General features: G+C 31.1%; 19 protein-coding genes. 3 read left to right on the plus strand and 16 right to left on the minus strand.

From position 1 onward, the window contains the following. Positions 1-17 precede the first annotated feature (17 nt). The 5 genes from ACXGQT_RS10195 to ACXGQT_RS10215 form a co-directional block, all read right to left on the minus strand. The gene (locus ACXGQT_RS10195; RefSeq protein WP_457828491.1) at positions 18-1235 is read right to left on the minus strand and encodes a NupC/NupG family nucleoside CNT transporter; all 1218 of its coding nucleotides are present in this window, start codon (positions 1233-1235) and stop codon (positions 18-20) included. Positions 1236-1343: 108 nt separating this feature from the next. Then, positions 1344-2648, minus strand: a complete 1305-nt coding sequence (sufD, locus tag ACXGQT_RS10200; RefSeq protein ID WP_457828492.1) for a Fe-S cluster assembly protein SufD — start codon at positions 2646-2648, stop codon at positions 1344-1346. A gap of 93 nt (positions 2649-2741) precedes the next feature. Next, positions 2742-3479 (minus strand): Fe-S cluster assembly ATPase SufC, encoded by a 738-nt coding sequence (gene sufC, locus ACXGQT_RS10205; RefSeq protein ID WP_457828493.1) that lies wholly within the window; start codon positions 3477-3479, stop codon positions 2742-2744. Between the two features lie 149 nt (positions 3480-3628). Beyond that, positions 3629-5077: a Fe-S cluster assembly protein SufB gene (gene sufB, locus ACXGQT_RS10210; protein ID WP_457828494.1), complete on the minus strand. Its 1449-nt coding sequence runs from the start codon at positions 5075-5077 to the stop codon at positions 3629-3631. 94 nt (positions 5078-5171) lie between these two features. Next, positions 5172-5501, minus strand: coding sequence for a HesB/IscA family protein (locus ACXGQT_RS10215; RefSeq protein WP_457828495.1), 330 nt, complete (start codon positions 5499-5501; stop codon positions 5172-5174). A 191-nt stretch (positions 5502-5692) separates the two neighbouring features. On the opposite strand from ACXGQT_RS10215, the gene thiL reads away from it, so the two are divergent. After that, positions 5693-6757 (plus strand): thiamine-phosphate kinase, encoded by a 1065-nt coding sequence (gene thiL / locus ACXGQT_RS10220; RefSeq protein WP_457828496.1) that lies wholly within the window; start codon positions 5693-5695, stop codon positions 6755-6757. 267 nt (positions 6758-7024) lie between these two features. Here thiL and ACXGQT_RS10225 read toward each other — a convergent pair whose 3' ends face one another. From ACXGQT_RS10225 to ACXGQT_RS10235, 3 genes are all read right to left on the minus strand, one after another. Beyond that, entirely contained in the window at positions 7025-7729 is a 705-nt protein-coding gene (locus ACXGQT_RS10225) for a 3'-5' exonuclease (protein WP_457828497.1), read from the minus strand. A gap of 97 nt (positions 7730-7826) precedes the next feature. Beyond that, a complete protein-coding gene (locus tag ACXGQT_RS10230; RefSeq protein WP_457828498.1) occupies positions 7827-9014 on the minus strand; it encodes a hypothetical protein in 1188 nt (395 codons plus the stop codon). A gap of 183 nt (positions 9015-9197) precedes the next feature. Next, positions 9198-11927: a TonB-dependent receptor domain-containing protein gene (locus tag ACXGQT_RS10235; RefSeq protein WP_457828499.1), complete on the minus strand. Its 2730-nt coding sequence runs from the start codon at positions 11925-11927 to the stop codon at positions 9198-9200. 204 nt (positions 11928-12131) lie between these two features. Here ACXGQT_RS10235 and ACXGQT_RS10240 point away from each other — a divergent pair, with 204 nt between their 5' ends. After that, positions 12132-12821, plus strand: a complete 690-nt coding sequence (locus ACXGQT_RS10240) for a response regulator (protein ID WP_457828500.1) — start codon at positions 12132-12134, stop codon at positions 12819-12821. Then, complete coding sequence (locus tag ACXGQT_RS10245) at positions 12811-13851, plus strand: sensor histidine kinase (protein WP_457828501.1); 1041 nt, start codon at positions 12811-12813, stop codon at positions 13849-13851. Before ACXGQT_RS10240 ends, ACXGQT_RS10245 begins: the two co-directional genes overlap by 11 nt. Here ACXGQT_RS10245 and ACXGQT_RS10250 read toward each other — a convergent pair. The 8 genes from ACXGQT_RS10250 to porZ all read right to left on the minus strand — a co-directional run bounded on the left by ACXGQT_RS10250 (position 13832) and on the right by porZ (position 24468). After that, positions 13832-14896: a glycosyltransferase gene (locus ACXGQT_RS10250; RefSeq protein ID WP_457828502.1), complete on the minus strand. Its 1065-nt coding sequence runs from the start codon at positions 14894-14896 to the stop codon at positions 13832-13834. The genes ACXGQT_RS10245 and ACXGQT_RS10250 overlap by 20 nt on opposite strands. 104 nt (positions 14897-15000) lie before the next feature. Further along, positions 15001-16275: a phosphoribosylamine--glycine ligase gene (gene purD, locus ACXGQT_RS10255; protein ID WP_457828503.1), complete on the minus strand. Its 1275-nt coding sequence runs from the start codon at positions 16273-16275 to the stop codon at positions 15001-15003. 3 nt (positions 16276-16278) lie between these two features. Continuing rightward, positions 16279-16854, minus strand: a complete 576-nt coding sequence (locus tag ACXGQT_RS10260; RefSeq protein ID WP_457828504.1) for a sugar transferase — start codon at positions 16852-16854, stop codon at positions 16279-16281. A 9-nt stretch (positions 16855-16863) separates the two neighbouring features. Next, a complete protein-coding gene (locus ACXGQT_RS10265) occupies positions 16864-18516 on the minus strand; it encodes a DUF6909 family protein (RefSeq protein WP_457828505.1) in 1653 nt (550 codons plus the stop codon). Between the two features lie 24 nt (positions 18517-18540). Beyond that, positions 18541-18924 (minus strand): ribonuclease P protein component, encoded by a 384-nt coding sequence (gene rnpA, locus ACXGQT_RS10270; protein ID WP_457828506.1) that lies wholly within the window; start codon positions 18922-18924, stop codon positions 18541-18543. 41 nt (positions 18925-18965) lie between these two features. Next, positions 18966-21395, minus strand: coding sequence for a TonB-dependent receptor plug domain-containing protein (locus ACXGQT_RS10275; RefSeq protein WP_457828507.1), 2430 nt, complete (start codon positions 21393-21395; stop codon positions 18966-18968). Beyond that, on the minus strand, positions 21395-22117 hold the full coding sequence (gene recO, locus ACXGQT_RS10280) for a DNA repair protein RecO (protein ID WP_457828508.1): 723 nt from the start codon (positions 22115-22117) through the stop codon (positions 21395-21397). Before recO ends, ACXGQT_RS10275 begins: the two co-directional genes overlap by 1 nt. Further along, positions 22117-24468, minus strand: coding sequence for a type IX secretion system anionic LPS delivery protein PorZ (porZ, locus tag ACXGQT_RS10285; RefSeq protein ID WP_457828509.1), 2352 nt, complete (start codon positions 24466-24468; stop codon positions 22117-22119). The genes recO and porZ overlap by 1 nt, the downstream gene beginning before the upstream one ends. Between the last annotated feature and the right edge of the window lie 21 nt (positions 24469-24489).

Here is a 24489-nt window from a genome sequence, read left to right on the forward strand (position 1 = left end):
TAAATATTAAGAGATAGCTATAAAATGATTCCAGCAATACAAGCAGTAATCCAACTTGCCAAAGCTCCTCCAATCATGGCTTTAAAAGCAAGTTTTGCTACAGCATTTTTTTGATTGGGTGCTATTCCTGCAATCCCACCAATCTGAATACCTATTGATGCGAAATTGGCAAAACCACACAAGGCATAACTTGCAATTTGGGCGGTCCTAGTACTTATTTGATTGTTTTCTATCATAATACTTAAATCTTTGTAAGCTATTAATTCTGTTAATGCTATTTTCTCACCTAACAAAGTCCCAAATGCTCCAGCTTCTTCCCATGGCACTCCCATTAAATAAGCCAATGGATGAAAAACATACCCCATAATTTGAGCTAAAGAAAGATCTATTAAAGCTAATAACCCATCGGCTAAAGCAACCATCCCCACAATAGCAATTAACATAGCCGCAATATTAGCAGCAAGTTTTAAACCATCAATAGCACCATCAGCAACCGCCTCTACCATGTTTTTATCAGTGTCATCATCTTCCATCATCACCTTTCCTTTGGTTAATGATTTTTCTGTTTCAGGACATATAATTTTAGCTATCATAATAGCAGCTGGGGCACTCATAATAGATGCTGCCATTAAATGACCTGCAATCCCAGGAATATTCGCTAACATTTTAACATATATAGCCATAACACCACCAGCCACAGTAGCAAACCCCCCCACCATTATAGTCATTAATTCTGATTTTGTCATAGATTTTACAAAAGGTTTTACTAATAAAGGAGCTTCGGTTTGCCCCACAAAAATACTCCCCACCACACTCAAAGTTTCTCCTCCACTTGTTCCTAAAACTTTTTGAACAAATTTTGAAATTCCTTTAATAATATACTGCATTACCCCTAAATGATATAACAAAGCCATAAAAGCAGAAAAGAAAATAATAGTAGGCAATACCCTAACAGCAAAATTTATGATTGGAGATTCTACCTGTCCTGTTAAAAAAGAAGCGAACAAAAAATCCCCTCCTTTATCTGCATAAGACAGTAATTTATTAATAGCCATGTCAAAAAACTTAAAAAAAGGCAGTCCTATAGGCGTTTTAAGGATGATAAAAGCAAATGCTATTTGCAAACCAAACCCCTTTAAAATAATTTTATAATTAATTTTTTTTCGATTGTTACTCAATAGATAAGCAACAACTAATAAAACAAGAACACCTAAAACACCAATAAATCTTTCCATAAGGTTTTGTGATTAAAAACCAGTAAGATAAGTATTTTGAAAAAAAAATAATCTTCACAATTGCTCGTGAAGATTATTAAATTATTATGATTTGATAAATTCTATATTTTAAATTTCATCAAACTGAATATTTACCTCTAATTTATCAGCCACCATTTGGTTGATTTTTCTTTTTAAAGCAGGAATTTTAACATCTTTAATAGCATCAGAACAAAAAGCAAACATTAACAACGCTTCTGCTTCTGCTTTAGGAATACCTCTTTGTTGCATATAAAACAATGCAGATTTATCTAACTGACCTATAGTACATCCGTGAGAACATTTTACATCATCTGCAAAAATTTCTAACTGAGGCTTAGAGTTAATTGTTGCGGTATCTGTTAATAAAACAGAATCGTTTTGTTGATAAGCATTAATTCTTTGGGCAGCTTGATCTACAATTACTTTTCCGTTAAAAACTCCTGTTGATTTTCCTCCGTAGATTCCTTTATATGTTTCGTTAGATTGACAGTCTGGTGATTTATGAGCCACCAGAGTATGATTATCGACTAACTGATCTTCTTTTAAAATAGTCACTCCATTTAAAATAGAATCACATCCTGATCCATTTTGATAGAATGACAAGTTGTTTCTTGTAATATTTCCTCCAAAAGAAAAAGTATAAACAGAAGCTACTGTATCTTTCTCTTGCGCTATAAAAGTAGCATCGACCAAAGAAGCATCGTTTTTATCATTTTGAATTTTATACAAATCAAAAATTCCATTTTTTGCCACAAAAACCTCAGTTACCACATTGTTAAAAGTAGCTACATTTGCTAAAGATTGATGGCGTTCTATAAACTTAACCTCAGCATTTTCGCCAACAATAATTAAATTTCTCGGTTGTAACAACATTGCCATTGTTTCACCAGAAGCAAAATAAACCAATTCTATTGGCTTTAAAACAGCTTTGCTTTTAGCAACTTCAATAATTACTCCTTCGTTTGTAAAAGCAGTGTTTAAATCCGTTAAACTAGTTTGTCCTTTTGCTAAGCTATTGTATTTATTTTTAAAAATATCTTGGTACGCTGCATCTTCAATAGCTTCTGATAATAATTTAACAGAAACCTCATCAATAGCATCAGATAATGAAGCATTAAAAACACCATCTACAAAAACCATTTTGTAAGAATCTACTCCATCTACCAAATAAGGGGCAATAGCATCAGCAGTTACCGAATTTGCCTTTGCAGACTCAATTCCGTACTCGTTTTTTAATATACTTCTTAAGCTAGTGTACTTCCATTCCTCATCTTTGGTTGTTGGAAACCCTTTTTGAGAAAAAGCCTCAAAAGCTTCTTTTTTATAATTTTCTACAGTTGCATTGTTGGTTGCTACCTTAAATGCTTCTGTTAATTTATTTTGTAAACTCATATTGTTTAGTTTATAAAGTTGAAAGTTAAAAAGTAGAAAAGTAGAAAAGTAGGCCTTTAATATCTTTGTACTTTATGAACTTTATAACACATCTTACTTTAACCAGTCGTAACCTTTAGCTTCTAATTCTAAAGCCAATTCTTTACCTCCTGATTTTACTATTTTACCATCTGCTAAAACATGTACAAAATCTGGAACGATATAATCTAACAAACGTTGGTAGTGAGTAATAACCACTACTGCATTGTCTTTAGATTTTAACTTATTAACTCCGTTTGCTACAATTCTTAAAGCATCAATATCTAACCCTGAATCTGTTTCATCTAAAATTGCCAGTTTAGGCTCTAACATTGCCATTTGGAAAATTTCGTTACGCTTTTTTTCTCCTCCAGAAAATCCTTCGTTTAAAGAACGAGAAAGGAAAGTCTTATCAATTTCTAACAAGGCTGCTTTTTCTTTAATTTTCTTTAACATTTCAGCTGCAGGCATATCTTCTAAACCTTGAGCTTTACGCTTAGCATTAATAGCAGTTTTGATAAAGTTTGTAACCGTTACACCTGGAATTTCTACTGGATATTGAAAAGATAAAAACACACCTTTATGAGCTCTTTCATCTGGAGATAAATCTTCTAAATCTTCACCTTCTAATGTAATAGTACCTTCTGTTACTTCGTAATTTTCATTTCCTGCTACCACAGAAGCCAAAGTACTTTTCCCAGCTCCGTTTGGCCCCATAATAGCGTGAACCTCCCCTGGTTTTACTTCAATATTTAATCCTTTTAAGATATCGTTATCTTCTACTTTTGCGTGTAAGTTTTCTATTTTTAACATGTCTAATTGATGTTTATCAAGTTGTAAAGTTGAAAGTTTATAAAGTAACTTTTGAACTTTTTTTACTTCAATATTTTATTTAATGTTGTGCAGTATTTACCAACTCACACAACTTTTTACTTTTATCTTTTTAACTTTAGAAACTAGTGTTATCCTACAGATCCTTCTAAACTGATTTCTAATAATTTTTGTGCTTCTACTGCAAACTCCATTGGTAATTTATTTAGTACATCTTTACTAAACCCGTTTACAATTAATGCAATGGCTTTTTCGGTATCGATTCCACGTTGGTTACAGTAAAACAATTGATCTTCTCCAATTTTACTGGTAGTTGCCTCGTGTTCTATTTGTGCTGATTTATTTTTTACTTCTATGTATGGAAAAGTATGAGCCCCACACAAATCTCCCATTAATAAAGAATCACACTGAGAAAAGTTACGAGCATTTTGTGCCTTTGAATTTACTTTTACCAATCCACGGTAACTGTTGTGAGAATGCCCAGCAGAAATACCTTTAGAAATAATGGTACTCTTAGTATTATTTCCTAAGTGAATCATTTTTGTTCCTGTATCTGCTTGCTGATAGTTATTAGTCACAGCAATTGAGTAAAACTCTCCTACGGAATTATCTCCTTTTAAAATACATGATGGATATTTCCAAGTAACCGCTGAACCTGTTTCTACTTGAGTCCAAGAAATTTTTGAATTCTTTTCACAAAGTCCTCTTTTGGTTACAAAATTGTAAACTCCTCCTTTTCCTTGAGCATCACCAGGGAACCAGTTTTGAACTGTAGAATATTTAATTTCAGCATCATCTAAAGCAATTAGCTCTACTACCGCAGCGTGTAATTGATTTTCATCTCTACTTGGTGCTGTACATCCTTCTAAATAACTTACAAAAGAACCTTCATCGGCAATAACCAATGTACGCTCAAACTGTCCTGTACCACTTTCGTTGATACGGAAATAAGTTGATAATTCCATTGGACAGGTTACTCCTTTTGGAATGTAGCAAAAAGATCCATCGGTAAATACCGCAGAGTTTAATGCTGCATAAAAATTATCTGTTTTTGGAACTACTGTACCCATGTATTTTTTTACCAATTCTGGATGCTCTTTAATAGCTTCGGAAATTGGACAAAAAATAATTCCTTTTTCGTTTAGGGTCTTTTTAAAGGTGGTAGCTACCGAAACAGAGTCCACCACAATATCTACAGCAATGTTTTGTAATTTCTTTTGCTCATCAACAGAAATTCCTAATTTTTTATACATTTCTAATAACTCAGGATCTACATCATCTAAGCTTTTGTTAGGATCTGCTTTTTTAGGTGCTGAATAATAACTAATGTCCTGGAAATTTGGTTTTTCATAACGCACATTAGCCCATTCAGGCTCTTCCATAGCTTCCCACTTACGAAAAGCATCTAAACGCCATTCGGTCATCCATTCTGGCTCTTCCTTTTTTAAAGAAATTGCTCTAATTACATCTTCATTCAATCCTTTAGGAAATGTTTCTGCATCTAAATAAGTGTAGAATCCATATTCATACTCTTTAGTTTTTAACTCTTCCCTTAAGTCGTCTTCTGTATATTTACTCATTACTTCGTAATTAAAAATTGAATATTCTAAACTCAAGTGCTAAACTTAAATTTATCCTATTTCTCTCTTTTCTTATTTTTTAAATAAAACTTGTTTATAGTGAAAAACTTTCACCGCAGCCACATGTTCTATTGGCATTAGGATTGTTAAAAACGAATCCTGTACCATTTAACCCGCCAGAATATTCTAACGTAGTTCCCACTAGGTATAAAAAGCTTTTTTTGTCTACAATAATCTTAACACCATTGTCTTCAAAAACTTTATCACCTTCTTGTTGTTCTTTATCAAACTTTAAATCGTACGATAACCCTGAACATCCTCCACTCTTAACTCCTACTCTAACAAAATCATTAGCAGCATTATAACCATCATCGGTCATTAATTCTACTACTTTTTTCTTAGCTATATCCGATACTTTTATCATAACTTAAATAGTTTAAACTAAAACGTCCGCAAATTTACCATTTTTAAACTGATTTTTATCATACGAATAATGAATAATATTTATTACGTAATAGACTGCATCAATCTAAAATGTATCTTTGCAAAACTTTTAGTAGTTAACACTACTTTATTAGTTGTTATAATTAACAAACCTTTCAAACTAAAAGCTATATGTTAGAAGATAAAACACCACAAAAAACAGATATTGCAAGTCTAGGAGAATTTGGTTTAATTTCTCACTTAACGCAATATTTTAACATTACACAAAATACAACCATAAAAGGTGTGGGTGATGATTGTGCTGTATTAGATGCAAAAGGATTAAAAACATTAGTAAGTACCGATTTATTGGTAGAAGGAGTTCACTTTAATTTATCTTATATGCCCTTAAAACATTTAGGATATAAAGCGGTAATGGTAAACCTATCTGATGTATATGCTATGAATGCCGAAGCTAGCCAGATAACTGTTTCTATTGCTTTGTCTAATAGATTTCCTTTAGAAGCTGTAGAGGAGTTATACAGTGGAATTCAATTGGCTTGTGAAAAATACAATGTTGATTTAATAGGTGGAGACACTACCTCATCAACCAAAGGACTGTTAATTAGTGTAACTGCTATTGGGCATACCGAGGAACAAAAAATTACTTATAGAAATACTGCTAAAGAAAATGATTTATTAGTGGTTACTGGTGATTTAGGTGCTGCCTATTTAGGTTTTCAGGTATTAGAACGTGAAAAGCAAGTTTTTGAAGTGGATCCAAACAACCAACCTGATTTAGATGCTTATACTTATTTAATTGAACGTCAATTAAAGCCAGAAGCTAGAAAAGATATTGTTAGAATTTTAAATGATTTAGAGGTAATCCCAACTTCAATGATTGATATTTCTGATGGTTTATCATCCGAAGCCATTCATATTTGTACACAATCTAAAGTAGGTTGTAATATTTATGAGGATAAAATTCCTTTAGATCCTCAGGTAATTTCTACTTGTGAAGAATTTGATTTAAACAGTACCACTGTTGCTTTAAGTGGTGGAGAAGATTATGAATTACTATTCACAATTGCTCAAAACGATTACGATAAAATTAAAGGAAATCCACATTTAACTGTTATTGGTCACATGACTGATGAAGCTAGTGGAATGAACTTAATTACTCGTGGTGCCAATCAATCTGTTCCTTTAACAGCACAAGGATGGAATGCTTTGTTAGATAAAAATACTGATTTGTAAACAATAATGATGATTTACATCTACATCATCTAATAAATAAAAAAGTCCAAACTGATAAAGTTTGGACTTTTTTTATGAAGTTCATCGAACGGAGTCCAGATGAAATATTTTTCTGATAAAAATAAATAACTAAAATATAGTTCTCAACCGTGCTTGAATACCTAAAAACTATATACGGTCATCGAGCGAAGTCGAGGTGAAAATGTTTTTACAGATAAAAATTAATGACACAAAAAAAGGTTCTCGACTTCGCTCGAACATCTTGTTTTATACAAAAACCACATTCTCATCACCAACAATTTCTTCATTGTTAAAACGCAAATACACCCTTGCCAAAGCCAACACGTCTTGTTCACAATAACGTACAATTCTAGGTAAGTTATCTTCTTGGTAAAACACCTTTCCTACTTGGCTACCATCTATATCTCCTTTTGGACTTGGAACCCCTAATAAATGTGTTAATAGCTTTAAAGAGGTATAATGTTTGTAATCACCAAACTTCCACAATTCTAAAGTATCTAAATGTGGGATTTCCCATGGTTTTTTACCGAACAGATTTAATTTTATTGGTAAATCTAACCCGTGTACAATCATTCTACGAGCAATAAACGGAAAGTCGAACTCTTTAGCGTTATGACCACATAAAAGCTGTTGTCGTTGATTAAAATGAACTTCTAACAACTTTTTAAAGCCCCTTAAAATTTCTTTTTCATCTTTAGAAGCAAAAGACGTGATTCTTAATTCTTGATTGACAAAATATCCTACAGAAATACAGACAATTTTTCCGAACTCTGCCCAAATTCCAGCATTACTATAAAACGCTTCTACACTTATTTCTTCTCCTCTTTTATAGGCGGTTTTGTTGGCAAACAGTTCTTTTTCAATATCTGGAACTTCAGAAAACGTTTTGTACAATGGAACAGTTTCAATATCTAAAAAGAGAATGTTTTCTTTTTGGGTTTTAAAATTCATAGCTTTTATTCCTAAAGTTAAAAAAGTAATGGGAATAAAAAAACCCACCTCTTTCGAGGTGGATTTTGAGAATATTTTTCTTAATCTTAATTACTTCTTACAAGGCATATCCAGTCCAAGAGAATACAGAAAAATCAGCTCCTCTACTTACTTTAACAGCAGAACCAACATATAAATCAGCCTCAACAGTTACAGTACCTGTAATTGTTCCTCCGACTTTGTTATCTCCTACAGCACCTTGTGAGTATGCATTTGTAACAGTAACAGATCCATTTCCATTATCATCTTTTGTATCAATTAAGTTATCAAAAGTAGCAGCTCCAGCAGCAATAAAAGCAGCATTGTTAATAGTAGCTTCTGTTCCTCTACGGATTTCAGCACCAGCTTTTAAAGCAACAGTTTGATTTAGATTTAAAATTGTAACTCCGTTAAAAGTTGGAGTAGAAATTGGAGTTGCTGTTGCATCAGAAGAGTTAGAGTCTCCTTCAATACCTCTTGGGTCTTCAGTAGCCAAATCAAAATCAGCTTCTCTTACACCAAAAGCATTTGTAATAGTTCCTGTGTATCCTCCTGTAAAGTCAAACATATCATCCGCAATGTTAACACACAAAATGTTATCAACATCTACAGTAGATCCAAAAAATTCAACACCGTCATCAGCACCATACTTTACAACTAAGTTGTTAATTGTAGTTCCAGAACCTACTGTGTAAAAAGAGAATCCATTAAATTCCGCATCACCATTAATTTTAGCACCAGTATACTCAGCAATAACATACGTTAAAACTCCAGAGTTATCAGCAGGAATAGCTTGAGCAGCTGGCATACCATAATTTAACCCAGCAACCTCAGACTGTACAGAATCTCCTTTGTTTGTTTGTGTTTTACCAGCAATAACAATTCCTCCCCAGTCTCCTGCTTTTGGATTTGTAGCATTAGAAGTAAAAGTAATAGGTTCTGAAGCTGTACCAGCAGCCATAATTTTTGCACCTTGCTCTACCGCTACATAAGTATCGGTACGCCCAGCATCAACCTTTATTACTGCTCCTTTTTCAATTGTTAAAGTATAACCATCTTTTACTAATAAAGAACCAGTCAAAAGATAATCAACTCCTTTTTTCAAAGTAATGTTAGCCTCTACAGTTCCTTGTAAATCTCCAATAACTATATCTGATTCAGATTTAATTACACCTTCTTCCGTAACAATATCATTATTGTCATCAGAAGTACAACTTGTAAAAGTTAAAGCAGCAATTGCTAACATTGATAAAATTAATTTTTTCATCTTAATAAAATTTTGTTTTGTTTTTGTTTCAAATTTTGTTGACACAAAGAAACAACAGGTTCCTCTTACTTTGAGTTAAGAACTTATTAAGTTCTTGTTAAGTCTATTTGTATTTTTGTAAACTTATTGTTAATAAAAAAGGCACGCTTAAAGCGTGCCTTGTAAATTTTGACTTTGATTGATTTAAAATTTATATCCTAATGATACTCCCAAATCGACTCCTCTTTTAAAAGAGGTATTAGTTAACGGATTATTTAAATCTCTTACCCTCTTTATTGATGGATTTAAAATATTTTTTACCGAAACCTTTAAACTCATTTTTTTATTAAATTGATGTTTTGCTACAAAATCTAAAGTAGTAATAGATTTCTGAACAATATTTTGTAACCCCGCACCTCCAGCATTATTACCAATACTATATAATTTATCATCTTGATAATTTAAAACTAATGTAGCCACAGACTCCTTATCTCCACTTGTTAAATTATATGAAACATCCGCATTTACAATAATTGGTGATGCTCCTTCTAACTGTGAACTGTTGTTTGTAGGATTAAATAAACCTGTTGGGTTAAAATCTTGATTAGTGTACATGTATGTACCATTAGCTCCGAATTTAATTTTACTATAATCTTCAGTCGTATCGTCCCCAAAAGATATTAAGTCAGTTTTATATTCTACTTCCATACCATAAACTTGAGCATCTCCTGTATTTTCATACGAAAAAATATTGTCAGAGGCAGCGTTTAACTCGATACGGTTAATTGAATTCTGAATTAATTTACCAAAAACCGTTGCTGATATTAAACCTCCTTTTTCAGGAAAAAATTCATATTTAATATCTAAATTATAGTTATCCGATGGTAGTAAATTTTTATTCCCTTGCTCTTGATAATTTACCCCCTCGTAAACAAATTCAGCAATTTCTTTAAACTGAGGGAATGTGTAAGTTTTACTTACAGAGAACCTAAATTGATTTTCGCTGTTTAAAGCATATTTTAAATTTAAAGAAGGTAGAATGTACTGCTCATTTATGTTTGTATTTCCTTTAGTTAAGTTAGTTTTCCAATCTACATCCATATTAATTTTTTCAAAACGTCCACCAACACTAAAAAAGAATTTTTCTGTTAAATTATAATCAAAATTAGCACTAAAAGCATTTATTGTTTTTGTTCCACCATATGTAAAAGGATCTAATGCAATACTTGCGTTTGTTCCGTATCCTGTTTGTAAATAAAAATCGTTATTATCTAACCCATCTTGATTTAAAACATCACTTACATTATTTCTATCAACAGCAATATTTGGGCTTTGAATGTTATGGTCAAAATAAAATGCTTGAAAATCTCTAGTTGTATTTCTTAAAGCATAAGCTAAACCTATAGAACCTTTAGTCTCTTCGCCTCCTCTTACCCCTAAATAAATTTTACCTTCTACCTTAGCAGCAAAATCATTTTCATTTAAGTTTTGGTAATATCTACTATTATTTCTTGCAGTACCTGTAGAAAATCTCGCAGCTCCTGTAGTAGGATCGACAAGAAAAATATTTTTCTTTCTGTTAGGCTCATCATTCTTGATATTATTATAAGCAACACCTAAATCTAAATCTAGATAATCTCCAAAAACATTTTTAGAAATCAACTGATTTACTAATAGTTTATTTTGATTTTGAGTCTGTAATACAACATTTACATTATCATTGTCTGGAGTGTCTCCAAAATAATCTTGAATTTTTTGACTATTCGTGTGAATAAAAATTGAATTGAATAAAATCTTATGATCTGGATTAAAAGCAAATTCAAAATTCCCCATTGCTAACTTAGAAGCTGAGTAACTATATTCTTTAGCATCATAATAATCAGAACCTTTACTTGTTTCGGTTTGGTTATTTGTATTAAAACCTTGTTGAAATCTATAGCTATTCCCAAATGAACCAACTAAAAAATAAGAAAAAGAAGAACCATTATCAAATCTAACTTTTCTTCCTCCATTTAAAGAAACACCACCTTTAGGCATTGCTGTATTTGTTTTTGGAGAAAAATTATCATCAAAGGCATATTTATTTAAAGAAGTTACAGGGTGATCCGTGTGATTAGCAATACCTAAATAATTTGCTCCATCGATCGTTTTAAAATCTTTAAAAGTTGTTTGCGAGTTAAGTCCTGTCGAAATTCCTATTTCAAAATTAGGTTTTGTAGAAGGTTGCTTTGTTTCAATATTAATATTTGCTCCTCCTAAATCTCCAGTTACTCCAGATGAAAAAGTTTTACTAATTCCTACATTTTGTAAAACGTCTGTAGAAAACAAATCTAAAGATATATTTTTACTTGAAGGATCATTAGATGGCAATGGTAAACCATTTAAAGTTGTATTGTTGTATCTATCTCCTAATCCACGAACATAAACTTTACCAGACCCCTGTTGTTTAGATACTCCTGTAACTTTAGTTGTTGCAGCAGCAGCATCAGAAACTCCTTGAGAAGACAATTGCTCCGCTCCAACGCTTTCAATTACTACCACAGACTCTTTCTGAACCTCCATTAAAGCAGCCTCACTTTCTTTATTAATAACAGCTGTTAAAACTACTGCATCTAAAGCATCCGCAGCTGAAGCCATTACAATAGTGGCATTTTGAGTTGCTCCTGCCTTTACTGTAAATTGTTTTTTAACGGTCTCATATCCTACAAACTCAAACACAAGTGTGTGAACACCTGCTGATAACTGAATGCTGTAATTTCCATCAAAATCAGATGTAGTTCCAACCGTATTATTGTTGTTGTCATAAATACTTACAAAAGGTAATGGCTCTAATCCCATATCTTTGTCTTGTACTTTTCCTGAAATAGTTCCTTTTGATTGTGCAAACACTGCCACACTCATCAAAGTAAAAAATGTAACTAATAAATTTCTCATTATCAATGCTATATTTGTTTAAAAGCGGTGCAAAAGTCTATAAATAATACCTTAAAGAACGTAATATATCATTACCTTTATGTTAACATACTGTTAACAACTCTCAATGCTTTTGTTAAGTTAAGCCTACTGTTAAATGATTGTTAACAAACTCTTTTGTATCTTGTAAAAGAGTAATTTTGCAAAGATTAACAACACATAATAATGGATACAAATCAGATTAAAATACTTTTAGTAGACGACGAACCAGACATCTTAGAAATTGTTGGTTACAATCTTAAAAAAGAAGGGTACGATATTTATACTGCCGAAAACGGCTTAGAAGCTGTAAGTCAGGCAAAAAAAATACAACCTCATTTAATTTTATTAGATGTAATGATGCCCGGAATGGATGGTGTAGAAGCTTGTGAAAAAATTAGAGAAATTCCTGATTTAGGCGATGTAATTATCTCTTTTTTTACTGCTAGAGGAGAAGATTATAGTCAGGTTGCTGGGTTTGATGCTGGTGCTGATGACTATATCACCAAACCTATTAAACCAAAATTATTAATTAGCAAGATTAAATCTTTATTAAGAAGAATAAAAGAAGAAGATAGCAACAACAATACAGAACTAGGAGGTATTACTATAGACCGAGATGAATACTTAATTATTAAAGACGGTGATAAAATTATATTACCAAGAAAAGAATTTGAACTTTTTTCTTTATTAACCTCTAAACCAGGTAAAGTATTTAACAGAGAATCTATCATGAAAAAAGTTTGGGGTAGTGATGTAGTTGTTGGAGATAGAACGATTGATGTACACATTAGAAAACTTCGTGAAAAAATTGGTGACGATCACTTTAAAACCGTTAAAGGAGTAGGATATAAGTTTATTTTGCATGAAAATTAAAAACTTTTTACTTTTTTCTATTCTCATCTCTTTTATACTAGTTGCTTGCATTAATATTGTTATTATCTTTTTTATGTACAACACACTAGAAAAGATAAATGTAAATGCATTGCTTATTTTTTCTGGAATTGTATTTGTGCTATTATCCATAATACTTAATAGCGGAATTAATAACTACATAAATTACAGAATAGACAAAATATACAACCAAGTAAATACACTAAAAAAGAGAAGAATTTCTAGGATTAACGTAAATGCTGATGAGTTTGATTTTTTAGCTAGAGACATTTTAAAATACTCTTACAAAAAGAAAAGAGAAATTAGTAAATTAAACTATCGTGAAAATTACAGACGTGATTTTTTAGGAAATGTTGCTCATGAACTAAAAACACCTTTATTTACTGTTCAAGGTTATTTATTAACCCTAATTGAGGGAGCTGCCGAAAATAGAGAAATAAGAGAAAAATACTTAAAAAGAGCCAATTTTGCCATAGAAAGACTTAGTGAAATTGTTGGCGACCTAGACTTAATTACAAAACTAGAAACCAACGATTTAAAACTAAAAATAGATACTTTTAACATTTTAAAAGTCATTCAAAAAGTATTTGAATTGCTAGAAATGCAAGCTAAAAAAAGGAACATAAAACTTAGTTTAGATAAATTTTATGATATTCCTGAGTTTGTTTTAGCCGATGAAACTAAAATTGAACAAGTATTAATTAACCTTGTTATGAACTCCATTAAATATGGAAAAATAGGTGGAACAACTATTGTTTCTGTTGATTATGAAGACGAGGACAAATTAATTATTAAAGTTACCGATAATGGTGAAGGAATTTCTGAAGCTGATGTTCCTAGATTGTTTGAACGTTTTTATAGAGTAGACAAAAGCAGATCTAGAGACCAAGGTGGTTCTGGACTAGGGTTATCTATTGTAAAACATATAATAGAAGCACATGAACAAACCATTGATGTAATAAGTAAAGTTGGTGAAGGTTCTACTTTTTACTTTACACTTGAAAAGGCTTAAAAGCATTTTTTAAATAAACAGAAATATGATGTTGAGAAACCTTTTTAAAGGATTTCTCAACATTTTTTTTGCTTAATAATGCTATCTTAAAATCCTTTTCACAACTAGAATTGGCCATCTCTTTTTCTCTTAAATACTCAGCCAAATACTCTTGTTCGGTTTGACCTGGAGTCGGAATATAAAACGCCGATTTTTCTAAAATCAACAAATCCATTACCGTACTATAACCCGATCTTGATATCACTTGCTCAGAAGTATTAATAGCTGTTTGTAACTCATCAGACAACAAATAATCAACTACCTCAACATTGGATAGAAAAACCCTGTTAGAAGCTTCTAAACTCCCTCTTACCAACAACACCTTTCCTTTAAAATGTTTTAATTCATTATACATTAAATTTTCCAAAGCTTTTCTTTGACCTTCTACACCAGACAACAAGACCAATAAATTGTATTTAATTGGAATATCTTGTTTTTTAAACCTAGATAAAATTCCAATATATTGAACGTTTAAGTTTGATGTGTTTTTTGATAAATCTCCCGAAAACAAACTATTTTCTTCATCAGGAACCCAACATTCTTTATGTTTTTTAATAAAATAATGATGCGTTTTATTTACCCATTTAGAAAAAAAACCCGCTTTAATATTTAATTGATGAGTGATATAAACCGATGAAATTTGAGGATGATAAACCCCTAATCTATTATCTGATATTATTCCAACTATTTGCTTTTTATTTAAAGAGATGTATTGTTTAATAACTGAATGCTCTCTAATAATTCCAGCAAGTATTTTAGGTAAGTTTAAACACATTGATAAGCTAAAACTTTTTCCGTATTTAATTCCATAAGAAGGTAACTCTATATATTCTAGTGTTGGAAATTCTTTTTGCAAAAAAGCCAAAGCAGCACCATCTGATGCAATAACAGGTACATAATCTAAATTGATAATTTCTCTAATAATAGGAATACAACGACTTGCGTGTCCCCAACCCCAGTTTAATGGAGCTACTATTATTTTTTTAGAAACTATTTTATTTGACATGCTTAAAAGTAAGAAAAGTAGCTAGAAAGAATCTTTTAGAAACTAAAAAATCGCTTTGTCTAATTAATAAACAAAGCGATTTTTAAATTTTATAGTTATAAAAATTACATCAAATCAAAACCGATGTCTTTTCTATAATTCATTTTATCAAAAGAAATTTTATCAATAGTTCTGTAAGATTTTGCCAAAGCAGAAGGAATATCATTTCCAAAAGAAGTAACCGCTAAAACACGACCTCCGTTTGTAACAATTTTTCCATCTTTTACAGTAGTTCCTGCATGATAAACAATAGACTCTTCTTCGTTTTCTGTTCCTGTGATTACATCTCCTTTTCCATAAGCTTCTGGATAACCACCGGCAACCACCACTACTGTTGTAGCAGTTCTAGCATCTACTTCATAAGATTTAGATTCTAAGGTTTGAGTAGCTACTCCCTCAAATAAATCTAACAAATCAGAAGTAATACGTGGTAAAACAGCTTCCGTTTCTGGATCTCCCATACGTACATTGTATTCAATTACATAAGGATCTCCACCAATATTCATCAACCCAATAAAGATAAATCCACGGTAATCTATACCATCTTTTTGTAAACCTTCTACAGTAGGTTTAACCACTCTATCTTCAACTTTTTTAATAAACGCTTCATCAGCAAATGGTACTGGAGAAATAGCTCCCATACCTCCTGTGTTTAAACCAGTATCTCCTTCTCCAATTCTTTTATAATCTTTAGCCGATGGCAATACTTTGTATCCTTTTCCATCAGTTAAAACAAAAACAGATAATTCAATTCCGTCTAAATATTCTTCAATCACAACTTTAGAAGAAGCTGCTCCAAATTTTTCGTTGGTTAACATATCTGCTAACTCCTCTTTAGCCTCTTGTAAGTTGTCAATAATTAACACTCCTTTACCGGCAGCCAATCCATCTGCTTTTAATACAAATGGTGGTTTTAACGTTTCTAAAAATGCTTGTCCCTCGGCAACTGTATCTTTTGTAAAAGCTTCGTATTTTGCAGTAGGAACTCCATGTTTAAACATGAATTTTTTAGAAAATTCTTTAGAACCTTCTAATTCTGCTCCATCTTTTTTAGGTCCAATAACAGGAATCTCTTTTAAATCCTCATCTGCTAAGAAAAAGTCGTGAACCCCAGCAACTAAAGGAGCTTCTGGTCCAACTACCACCATGTTGATGTTATTTTCTAACACGGCTTTTTTAACCGCTGGAAAATCAGTTGGATCTATGGCAATATTATTTGCAATTTTAGCCGTTCCTGCATTACCTGGGGCTAAAAACAATTTAGACAACTTTTTACTTTCCACTAATTTTTTTGCAAATGCGTGTTCTCTTCCTCCAGAACCTAAAATAAGAATATTCATAATTTATTTACCTTTTCCTTTAATAACCACTACAATGGTGTATAAGATGATTTTAATATCAGTCCACAAAGATAGGTTATCTAAATAAACTAAATCGTACCTAGCTCTAATTTTCATTTGTGCAAATGTATCGGCATAACCAAAACGAATTTGACCTAATGAAGTAATTCCTGGTTTTAAACATTGTAAAGCAGAATATTGAGGAATTTCTCTAATAATATCATCTAAAAACTCCTGTCTTTCAGGTCTTGGTCCCACAATGCTCATATTCCCTATTAATACGTTAATAAATTGTGGAAATTCATCAATTCTATATTTACGTAGTATTTTCCCTAATTTGGTTATCCTAATTGTTTCTTCTGCCGAGAGCAAAGGATCGTTTACTGGTGGAAAACCTTTCATGGTTCTAAACTTAAAAATGTTAAAATGTTTTCCCTTTTTACCTACTCTTTCTTGAAAAAAGAAAGGTCGCTCACCCGTGGTAATTAAAATTAAGAAAGCAATGATTGGAACCAACCAAATTAAGATAGTTACAATAATTGTAAGAGAAAATAGAATATCGAATATTCGTTTTAACATGAATATGTGTTAATCATTAAAAATTTGTCCCAAAATAGCTTCTGTTATGGCATATGTTGGTTTAACACCTTTCATTCCTAATCCTCCAGAAGCTAATGTGCTTCCTGAGTGTAAAGGATTGTCTGATGCATAGTAAGCATATCTTACTTTTACATTTTTTGAAATATGATTTCTTACCTGTGAAGCTATTTGAATAGCTTTTTGGTAATGTGCTCCTTCCATTTCTAGCCCAACAGTGTTCCAACTAGTACTTTTAAAGTAGTTAAGAATAGATTTGTTTTGCAATGATGTTCCTAACACAGTTATCATATTTCCTGTATAAGTGTTCAAATTTAATTTTTTGAATTGATTTTCTTCTAATTCGTTATTAAAAAAATAATTATCTGCTGTTCCTTCTAAAATATGGGCTCTTGGAATCATAATATCACCTTTATCTCCAAACAAAATCCCGGCTTTACCCATTATTGAAACAGATTCTACATCTAAATGAATAGCATCTTCTAATCCATGGTTATATGGTTTTAGCAATTCATCCATTGTTTCGTATGCTTGTTCTCCAAAAGCATAATCCATTACTATAATTATTGGAGCAATTTCTTTTGGTTTTTTATTGATATAAGAGGTATCTATAATTTGCACATCTATATTGGCACCAGAAGTATCATCAACTTCCGTTAAACCATTTTTAATAGCGTATTGCAACACTTTATTTCTTTTATCAATATTTTTAACTTCGCTTAACTGTTTGTATAACACAAATACATCTTCGCTTTTATAATCTAATGCTTTTTTAGCATATAAAACATTTAGAACAGAGTGCATATTTGAACTAATAATATGGATAGGTCTGTTTAACATGCCTTTATTAAAGAGTACTTTTTTTATATTTCTTGCCCAAATATTTCCGTAAATGTGTTGCCCTATTTGATCTATTAGACTATCACTAAAACGAATTAACCTGTATTGATTATCCGTTTTTTCATTGGCCGCTAAACTTCCCAAACCATAAATGATGTGAAAAAATCTATCTGGATTTTTTTTGGTTGATAACTGTTTGTAAACACTTTTTACTTCCTCAAAACTTCTTCCCAACAAGTTAGATAAATACACAAAAAGTACTTCTCTATCAGCTTGAATAATTTCATCATTAGACAATACTAATTCCTGTAACTTTTCCCATTCGTGAGAAATTTCATTTTTACTCCCCACAAACATTCTGTTTAACAATTTGTGAGATTCTAAATACATAAAAGTTAAATGAGTTAACACATCATAAATATCAGATTTACCACGGGTAATTTCAATATTCATTTGTTCCCCATCAATTCTATAACAATTACGTCTTCTTTTTGGTGGGACTATTTTAGTAAAATGTCCTTCATCTAAACCTTCGGTAGCTGTTAAATTTATAAACCGACAACTTTCTATACCGTCAGGCAAACGATCTAGTACGTATAACAATCCTTGTAATTCAAATTTTTTTGAGTCTGATATAGATCCATATATTTCGGGTTCTAGTTCTAACAAAGCTTTTCTTAATGAGGAACCAGATATTCCCATAGGCTTGTAGTGTCCTCTATTAAACAAATGTAACATAGTAATATACATTGTTTCTATGGCTCTTTTAGATTTTTGAGCCAGTATTCTTTCTTGTTGCTCCATAGATATGGAAGATATGAATTCTGTTTAAGATTCTGAAGTAGAAAGAGAAGATTTAAACTTTAAGAAAAGTTTTTTTAACTTGGACTCAACCTCAACATAATCAGGCATTTTATTACCCATATAAATAAACATAATGTTATAGGTTTTATCATTTCCTTCAAAAAACTCATGTTGATGTAATCTATAGGCTTCTCTTAACAGTCTTTTTACTCTATTTCTATGAACAGCAAGTTTAAAATTACGTTTAGGAACAGAAAAGGCCACTTTAGTCTGGTTAGTTTCGCAATTGTTTACCGGAAAATAAATCATTTTTATAGGAAAACTTTTTACAGATTGCCCCTCTACAAATAACTGAGCAATTGCTTTTCTACTTTTTAATTTTTGATTTTTACCTAAAGTGAATTTCATAGAGTGCAAAAATACACAAACAAGTGTTTACAAACTCATTTTTAAAATGAATATGCTACTGCAGCAGAAAAATTTCTTCCGGGAGCACTTATAGAAGAAGCAAATTCTTTATAATGAGCATCTAAAATATTCTGAATTTGAAATTGAACTCTAAGACTTTTACTAAAGTAATAATTGCTATTAAAATTTAGCACTGACCAATTTGGTGTTCCCTCTTCATTAGGCGTTTCATCAATATTATCAATTCCCTCTGTTAAGTTATAATCTTGTAATGTTTTTGCCATTGAAAAACGATAATCTAAAGCCATATTAAATAATCGTTTGTAAACCCCTAAAGAAATATTTCCAAACAAAGGTGGAATAGAAGATAAAGGCTCGTTATTTTCATAAGAAATTCCTTTTGTGTAAGTAATTCCTCCATTGGTTTTAACATTATTAAACAACTTCCAGCTGGCACTTATAGTAGCTCCATAAATAGCTGCTTTACCCAAATTTGTATTTGCTAAAATATTTTCATTTTCAAAATCTTCTCCATCATAAGTAATTGAGGTTCCAAACTCTGCTGATGGTGCTCTACCAATATAATTATTTAACAACGTATAATAAACATTACTATTAAAATAAAGCTTATATACTGGTAAATTTTTAGCAAAACCTATTTCTGAACTATACAAATGCTCTGGTGCTAACCTAGAATTAGGTACGGTTAATTTTCCTGATTTAGATCTAATTTTTCCAATATCATCAACATTTGGAGCCCTAAAACCTTTTGAAAAAACCACACTAATTTTATCTGTTGGGTAGGGTTTAAAAATGTATCCTAAAGAACCTGTTAATGCTGTATTACTTAATTTTAATTCATTATTTGGAATGTTAATAGATACATTTTGATTCCAATTTGCCGTTAACAAAGTTGATGTTAATCTTAATCCTGCATTTATAATATGCTTTTTACTTAATTCTTGTCTATAAGACGTATATATTGCTGCACTGCTGTAAGTACTTACTCCATCTGGATAACGAGTATCTACCATATAGTTGTTATTTACTCCTGTAACTTTATTTCCCATAACAGAAAGAGTTTCTCCTTTAGCAGTTGAGTTTACTTGGTTATGAACCAACTCTAATCCATAAAATAGTTTGTTCTTTTTAGAGACTCCAATGGGAATAAAAAAATCGCTGTTTAAGGAGTACACATCAACCTCTTCAAAACGAGAAGTTCTATTTAAAGAACCAAAATCTCTATTAATTCTAGATTCTAATATATTTTGATAAGCCAATGTAATGGCTCCGTTTTTTAATATCGATTTATAATCTTTAAACTTGGCTTGAGCAGAAACCAACAATCTTTGTTGAGGCCCGTAATACCACTCTGCAAATTTTAAATCTCCATTTTTATAATCGTTTAGTTTTCCAAAATTTGGAATATTATTGGTTGTACTAAATTGTCCATTTACCACCAAATCTATATCTTGACGAATAGGAAACATCAATTTTTGCAATATATCTAGCTGATGATATCCTGTATTTTTTTGAATATTGGGATTAGGGTTGTTAGTGCTTGACTCATAATAATTACTATCTGTATTTTTAGAATATTGATATACTTTTCCCCAATCATCATAACCATGAGTTCGGTTTTTCCCCATTTTTAAATCGCCAAAACTACTAAAAGAAACGTTGGTAAAAGAAGCCCATTTTTGATGTGAAAGCTGGCTGCTAAAACTAGTACTATGTTCGTTATTTACCGTGCTATGTCTATAAAAAGCTTGATTTTTAAGACTAAGATTTTTACTGTAGTTTAAGTTTTTGGTATAGTAATGAACAACTCCTCCTAAGGCATCGGAACCATAACTTACCGAGGCTGGTCCAAAAACGACTTCGGTTCTTTCTAAAACAAAAGGACTTACCGAAATGGCGTTTTGTAAATGTCCGTTTCTATAAATGGCATTGTTCATTCTCACCCCATCAACAACCAACAATACTCTGTTAGATTCCATTCCTCTAATTACTGGAGATCCACCTCCAAATTGAGATTTTTGAACTCTAATCCCTGGAATATTTCCTAATAAATCTGCCGAAGTTTGTGGGGATATGTAATCAATCTCTTTTCTGGCAACAATTTCTATATGTTCAGGAATACTTTGTTTTTTTTCTGCTACTCTAGAAACAGATAAGACTACACTTTCTAAACCTTCTGATGTTGGTTCTAAATAAATAACCTCTTCTATATTTTCATAAACAACTTCTAAATTGTTATAGTTTTGGTGTTCTAAACTTAATATGTTTTTTGATTGAAGATTACTAAATACAGCCAAGCCATATTTATTGGTAACTCTCTTTATATTTAATGTTTTGTTTATAACCTCTACTCCTTCTATTTCGTCTTGAGTATAAGCATCTACTACTCTTATTTGTTGTGCAAATGAGCTTATAGAGAAAAAACAGAATAAAAGTATTTTCCTTAGCATTATTCTAAAACTTTTGAAAGTATATCTAAAGACTTAGGTCTCCTAAAAGAGGATAAATGTAATTGATAGTATTTTAGTAAAACATCTAATACAATGGCTCTCTGGTTTTTACTAAACAACTTTGTTTCTAAATCATCAAATTTTATGCCCAATGCTTTATTAAATAAACTTAAAGGATCTCCTTGAATAATATTTGCTCCATTCCTAGCAACGTATTTGCCTCCACTTAAATCAAAAAAATAACCTTTTTCTTGATGATTTGTATCTGGATAAAATCCTAAACATTTTGTTAACTGAATTAAAAAAATTAAATGGAAGTTGGCTACTTGATTATGATGATCTAGCCAAACAATTGTATTTTCTAAAAAATCGAACAAAACCTCATTCTCTCCTTCTTCTTCTCCTAAAACTGAACTTAAAAATTCAGATAAAAAAAAGACGATTGATTGTTTAATTAAATCAACATGTAAAGTTAAAAAAGGGTGTAATGTCCTTGCTTCAGAAATACTATTTAAACTTCCTTTATTATTGTGAGATGCGTTAATTTGAAGGATTGAAAGCGGAAAAAAGGAAGACTTGTTTACCTTGCCTTTTTTACGTTTTAAAACACCTTGTAATAAATACGATTTTAGTCCATCTTGTTGGGTATAGCATCGTACAATAAGACTGCTATCTCCATATTTAACAGCACTAATAACTATTGCTTTGGTATTTACTTGCATTAATTAACAACAGCAATTTTAGTAGTAGTGGTTTCGGAACCATCGGCACTTGACAACAACACTATATAAACACCAGAAACAACAAAATTACCTCTAAGGTTGGTTTTATCCCACACTACTTTCCCTCCTAAAGAACCATTAGCACTATTTACATTGGTTTCATAAACCAGTTTACCTGACACATCCATAATTTTTACATTGGTTCCATCGGGAATTCCGTTTCCATCTTTAGCCACAATGGTAATATTTTCATGACCTATTTGATTTCTAATAGCAGGATTAGGATATGCAATAACATCACTAATTTCGGTTCCAAATGGTTCATTTTTACCATCATAGGACAACATTCCTTTTTCAGTGACCATATAAATTTCCCCTGTAATTTCATCTAACTCTAAATCTATTACTGTATTATCAGGTAATGGTGAGTTTGATGTATTAAAAATATTATAAGTTGTTTGTCCATCAGATGAGGTTTGCAACACCCCTGCTCCTTCGGTAGCAAACCATTTATTGCCCGCTAAATCTATAATAATATCGTTTACTTGAGTATTTGCTAAAAGCTCCCTAGCAGCACCATTTTCTTCAATAATTAAAGTTGTTGCTGGTCTTTTTGTTGTGTTATATAAATTATCATAGTCATCAAAAACCAATAAACCAACGCTAGTACCTATCCATATTCTGTTGTTTTCATCTGCAACGACAGAAGACACATAATTTGAGTTCAGCTGCCCATTATTTGCTGAATCATTTAAAACCGTTATTTGTCTATCATTTTCATCAGAAACAGAATTGGCATTAAAAACAAATAGTCCTGTCCTTGCTGTAGCTGCATAAACATTATTATTATGATCTACATACATTTTATTAAAACCTCTAACATACCCTTCACTACCTCCAATATCGGGAAAAGTAATTTTTAACTCCCACCTATCTGCATCTGTTTTTTCACCATTATATTTTGAAAAAAAATTATTGTCTTTTGCTCTTGAATTTGCAGTCCATATCATATTATTTTTATCAATAACCATACTACCCACAAAGGCTTCACCAGTAGTTAAATGACCTGGTAAAATATCATTTGTATTTGTTTTTACCCATCGTTTAACGAAATTAAAATCATTTAACTCTGTAACTCCATCTCTTAAACTTGCTATTAAAACTTTAGAACTGTCAAATGGATCCACAATTATTTTTAAATAATCTTTTTTTCTATCTATTTGGTTATTCTTTAAATAATTCCATTTACCATCTACATAATAATCTACACCTCTATATCTATTCAATCCATTGTAAGATGGGTTAAAACCCCCATAAACTACCCATTTTTGATTTCCACTTATTGTAACACCAAAAATATCATTTGCTGATGGTCCATCTGGATGTAATTCAACATAGTTTACCTTATCTGACAAAACCGTTTTTAGAACTCCATAGTTAGAAGTATTTACAAAAATTTCATTATTGTTAACAATGGCTTTTGTTGTTGTAAAAGTATAATTTGTTGCCGTAGAAAAATTAACCTGATCCGTTTTAGTAAATGTTGACGTTTCGTACACATCAACAAAATTAGATGTAGTAAGAACTAGCTCATCTGTAGATATTATTATGTTTAAATTTAAAATGTTAGCTGTTGTTGTAATAACTGCTACTGATGGATTCGTGATTTCATAAACACCAGTATCTTTAGTAAAGTAAATTTCACCTTTTAAGCTAATTAAATTGGTTATGTTCCCCGAAGAAATTTGATTCCAATTATTAAAATCTATTGGGTTTAAAGATGCATCTACAGCATATAATCCATTATTTGTTGCTGCATAAATAATATTATTTTCGATTATCATTTTATTAACCGAATATGAACTACTACTACCGTTACTCAACTTATAAATATCTCCAAACTCAAGGTTGTTAAGATTGATTTCTACAATTCCAAAATCTCCAAAAGCATAAGATTGATTTTGAGAACTATAAACTCCTTTAACAATTTTATTCACTAAAATAAGATTGTTTTTTATTCCGGTAATAGGTACTACATTATTATCTGTGTCTATAATTTCAATTAAACCACTTTCATAACCAATAATAATATTTTCAGTACTTTCATCAAAAGAAATACTAGAGGTAGTTGTCCCTGATAAGCCGTTTACAGAAGATATTTTTTTTACATCATCTGAATTAATATCATAAACAAACATTGAATTCTCTGTTATTGCATATAAATTATTATTAATAATTGTAAAATCTTTTACATCATTATATGAATACATATCTTTCCATTGATTTGCATAATCTTTTTGACTCATTACTAATTGAAAAGATAGTAATAGATATAAATAAATATATTTCATATTTTACTTAAATGTTTATAT

The organism is Wenyingzhuangia sp. IMCC45467 (genome assembly GCF_054111205.1).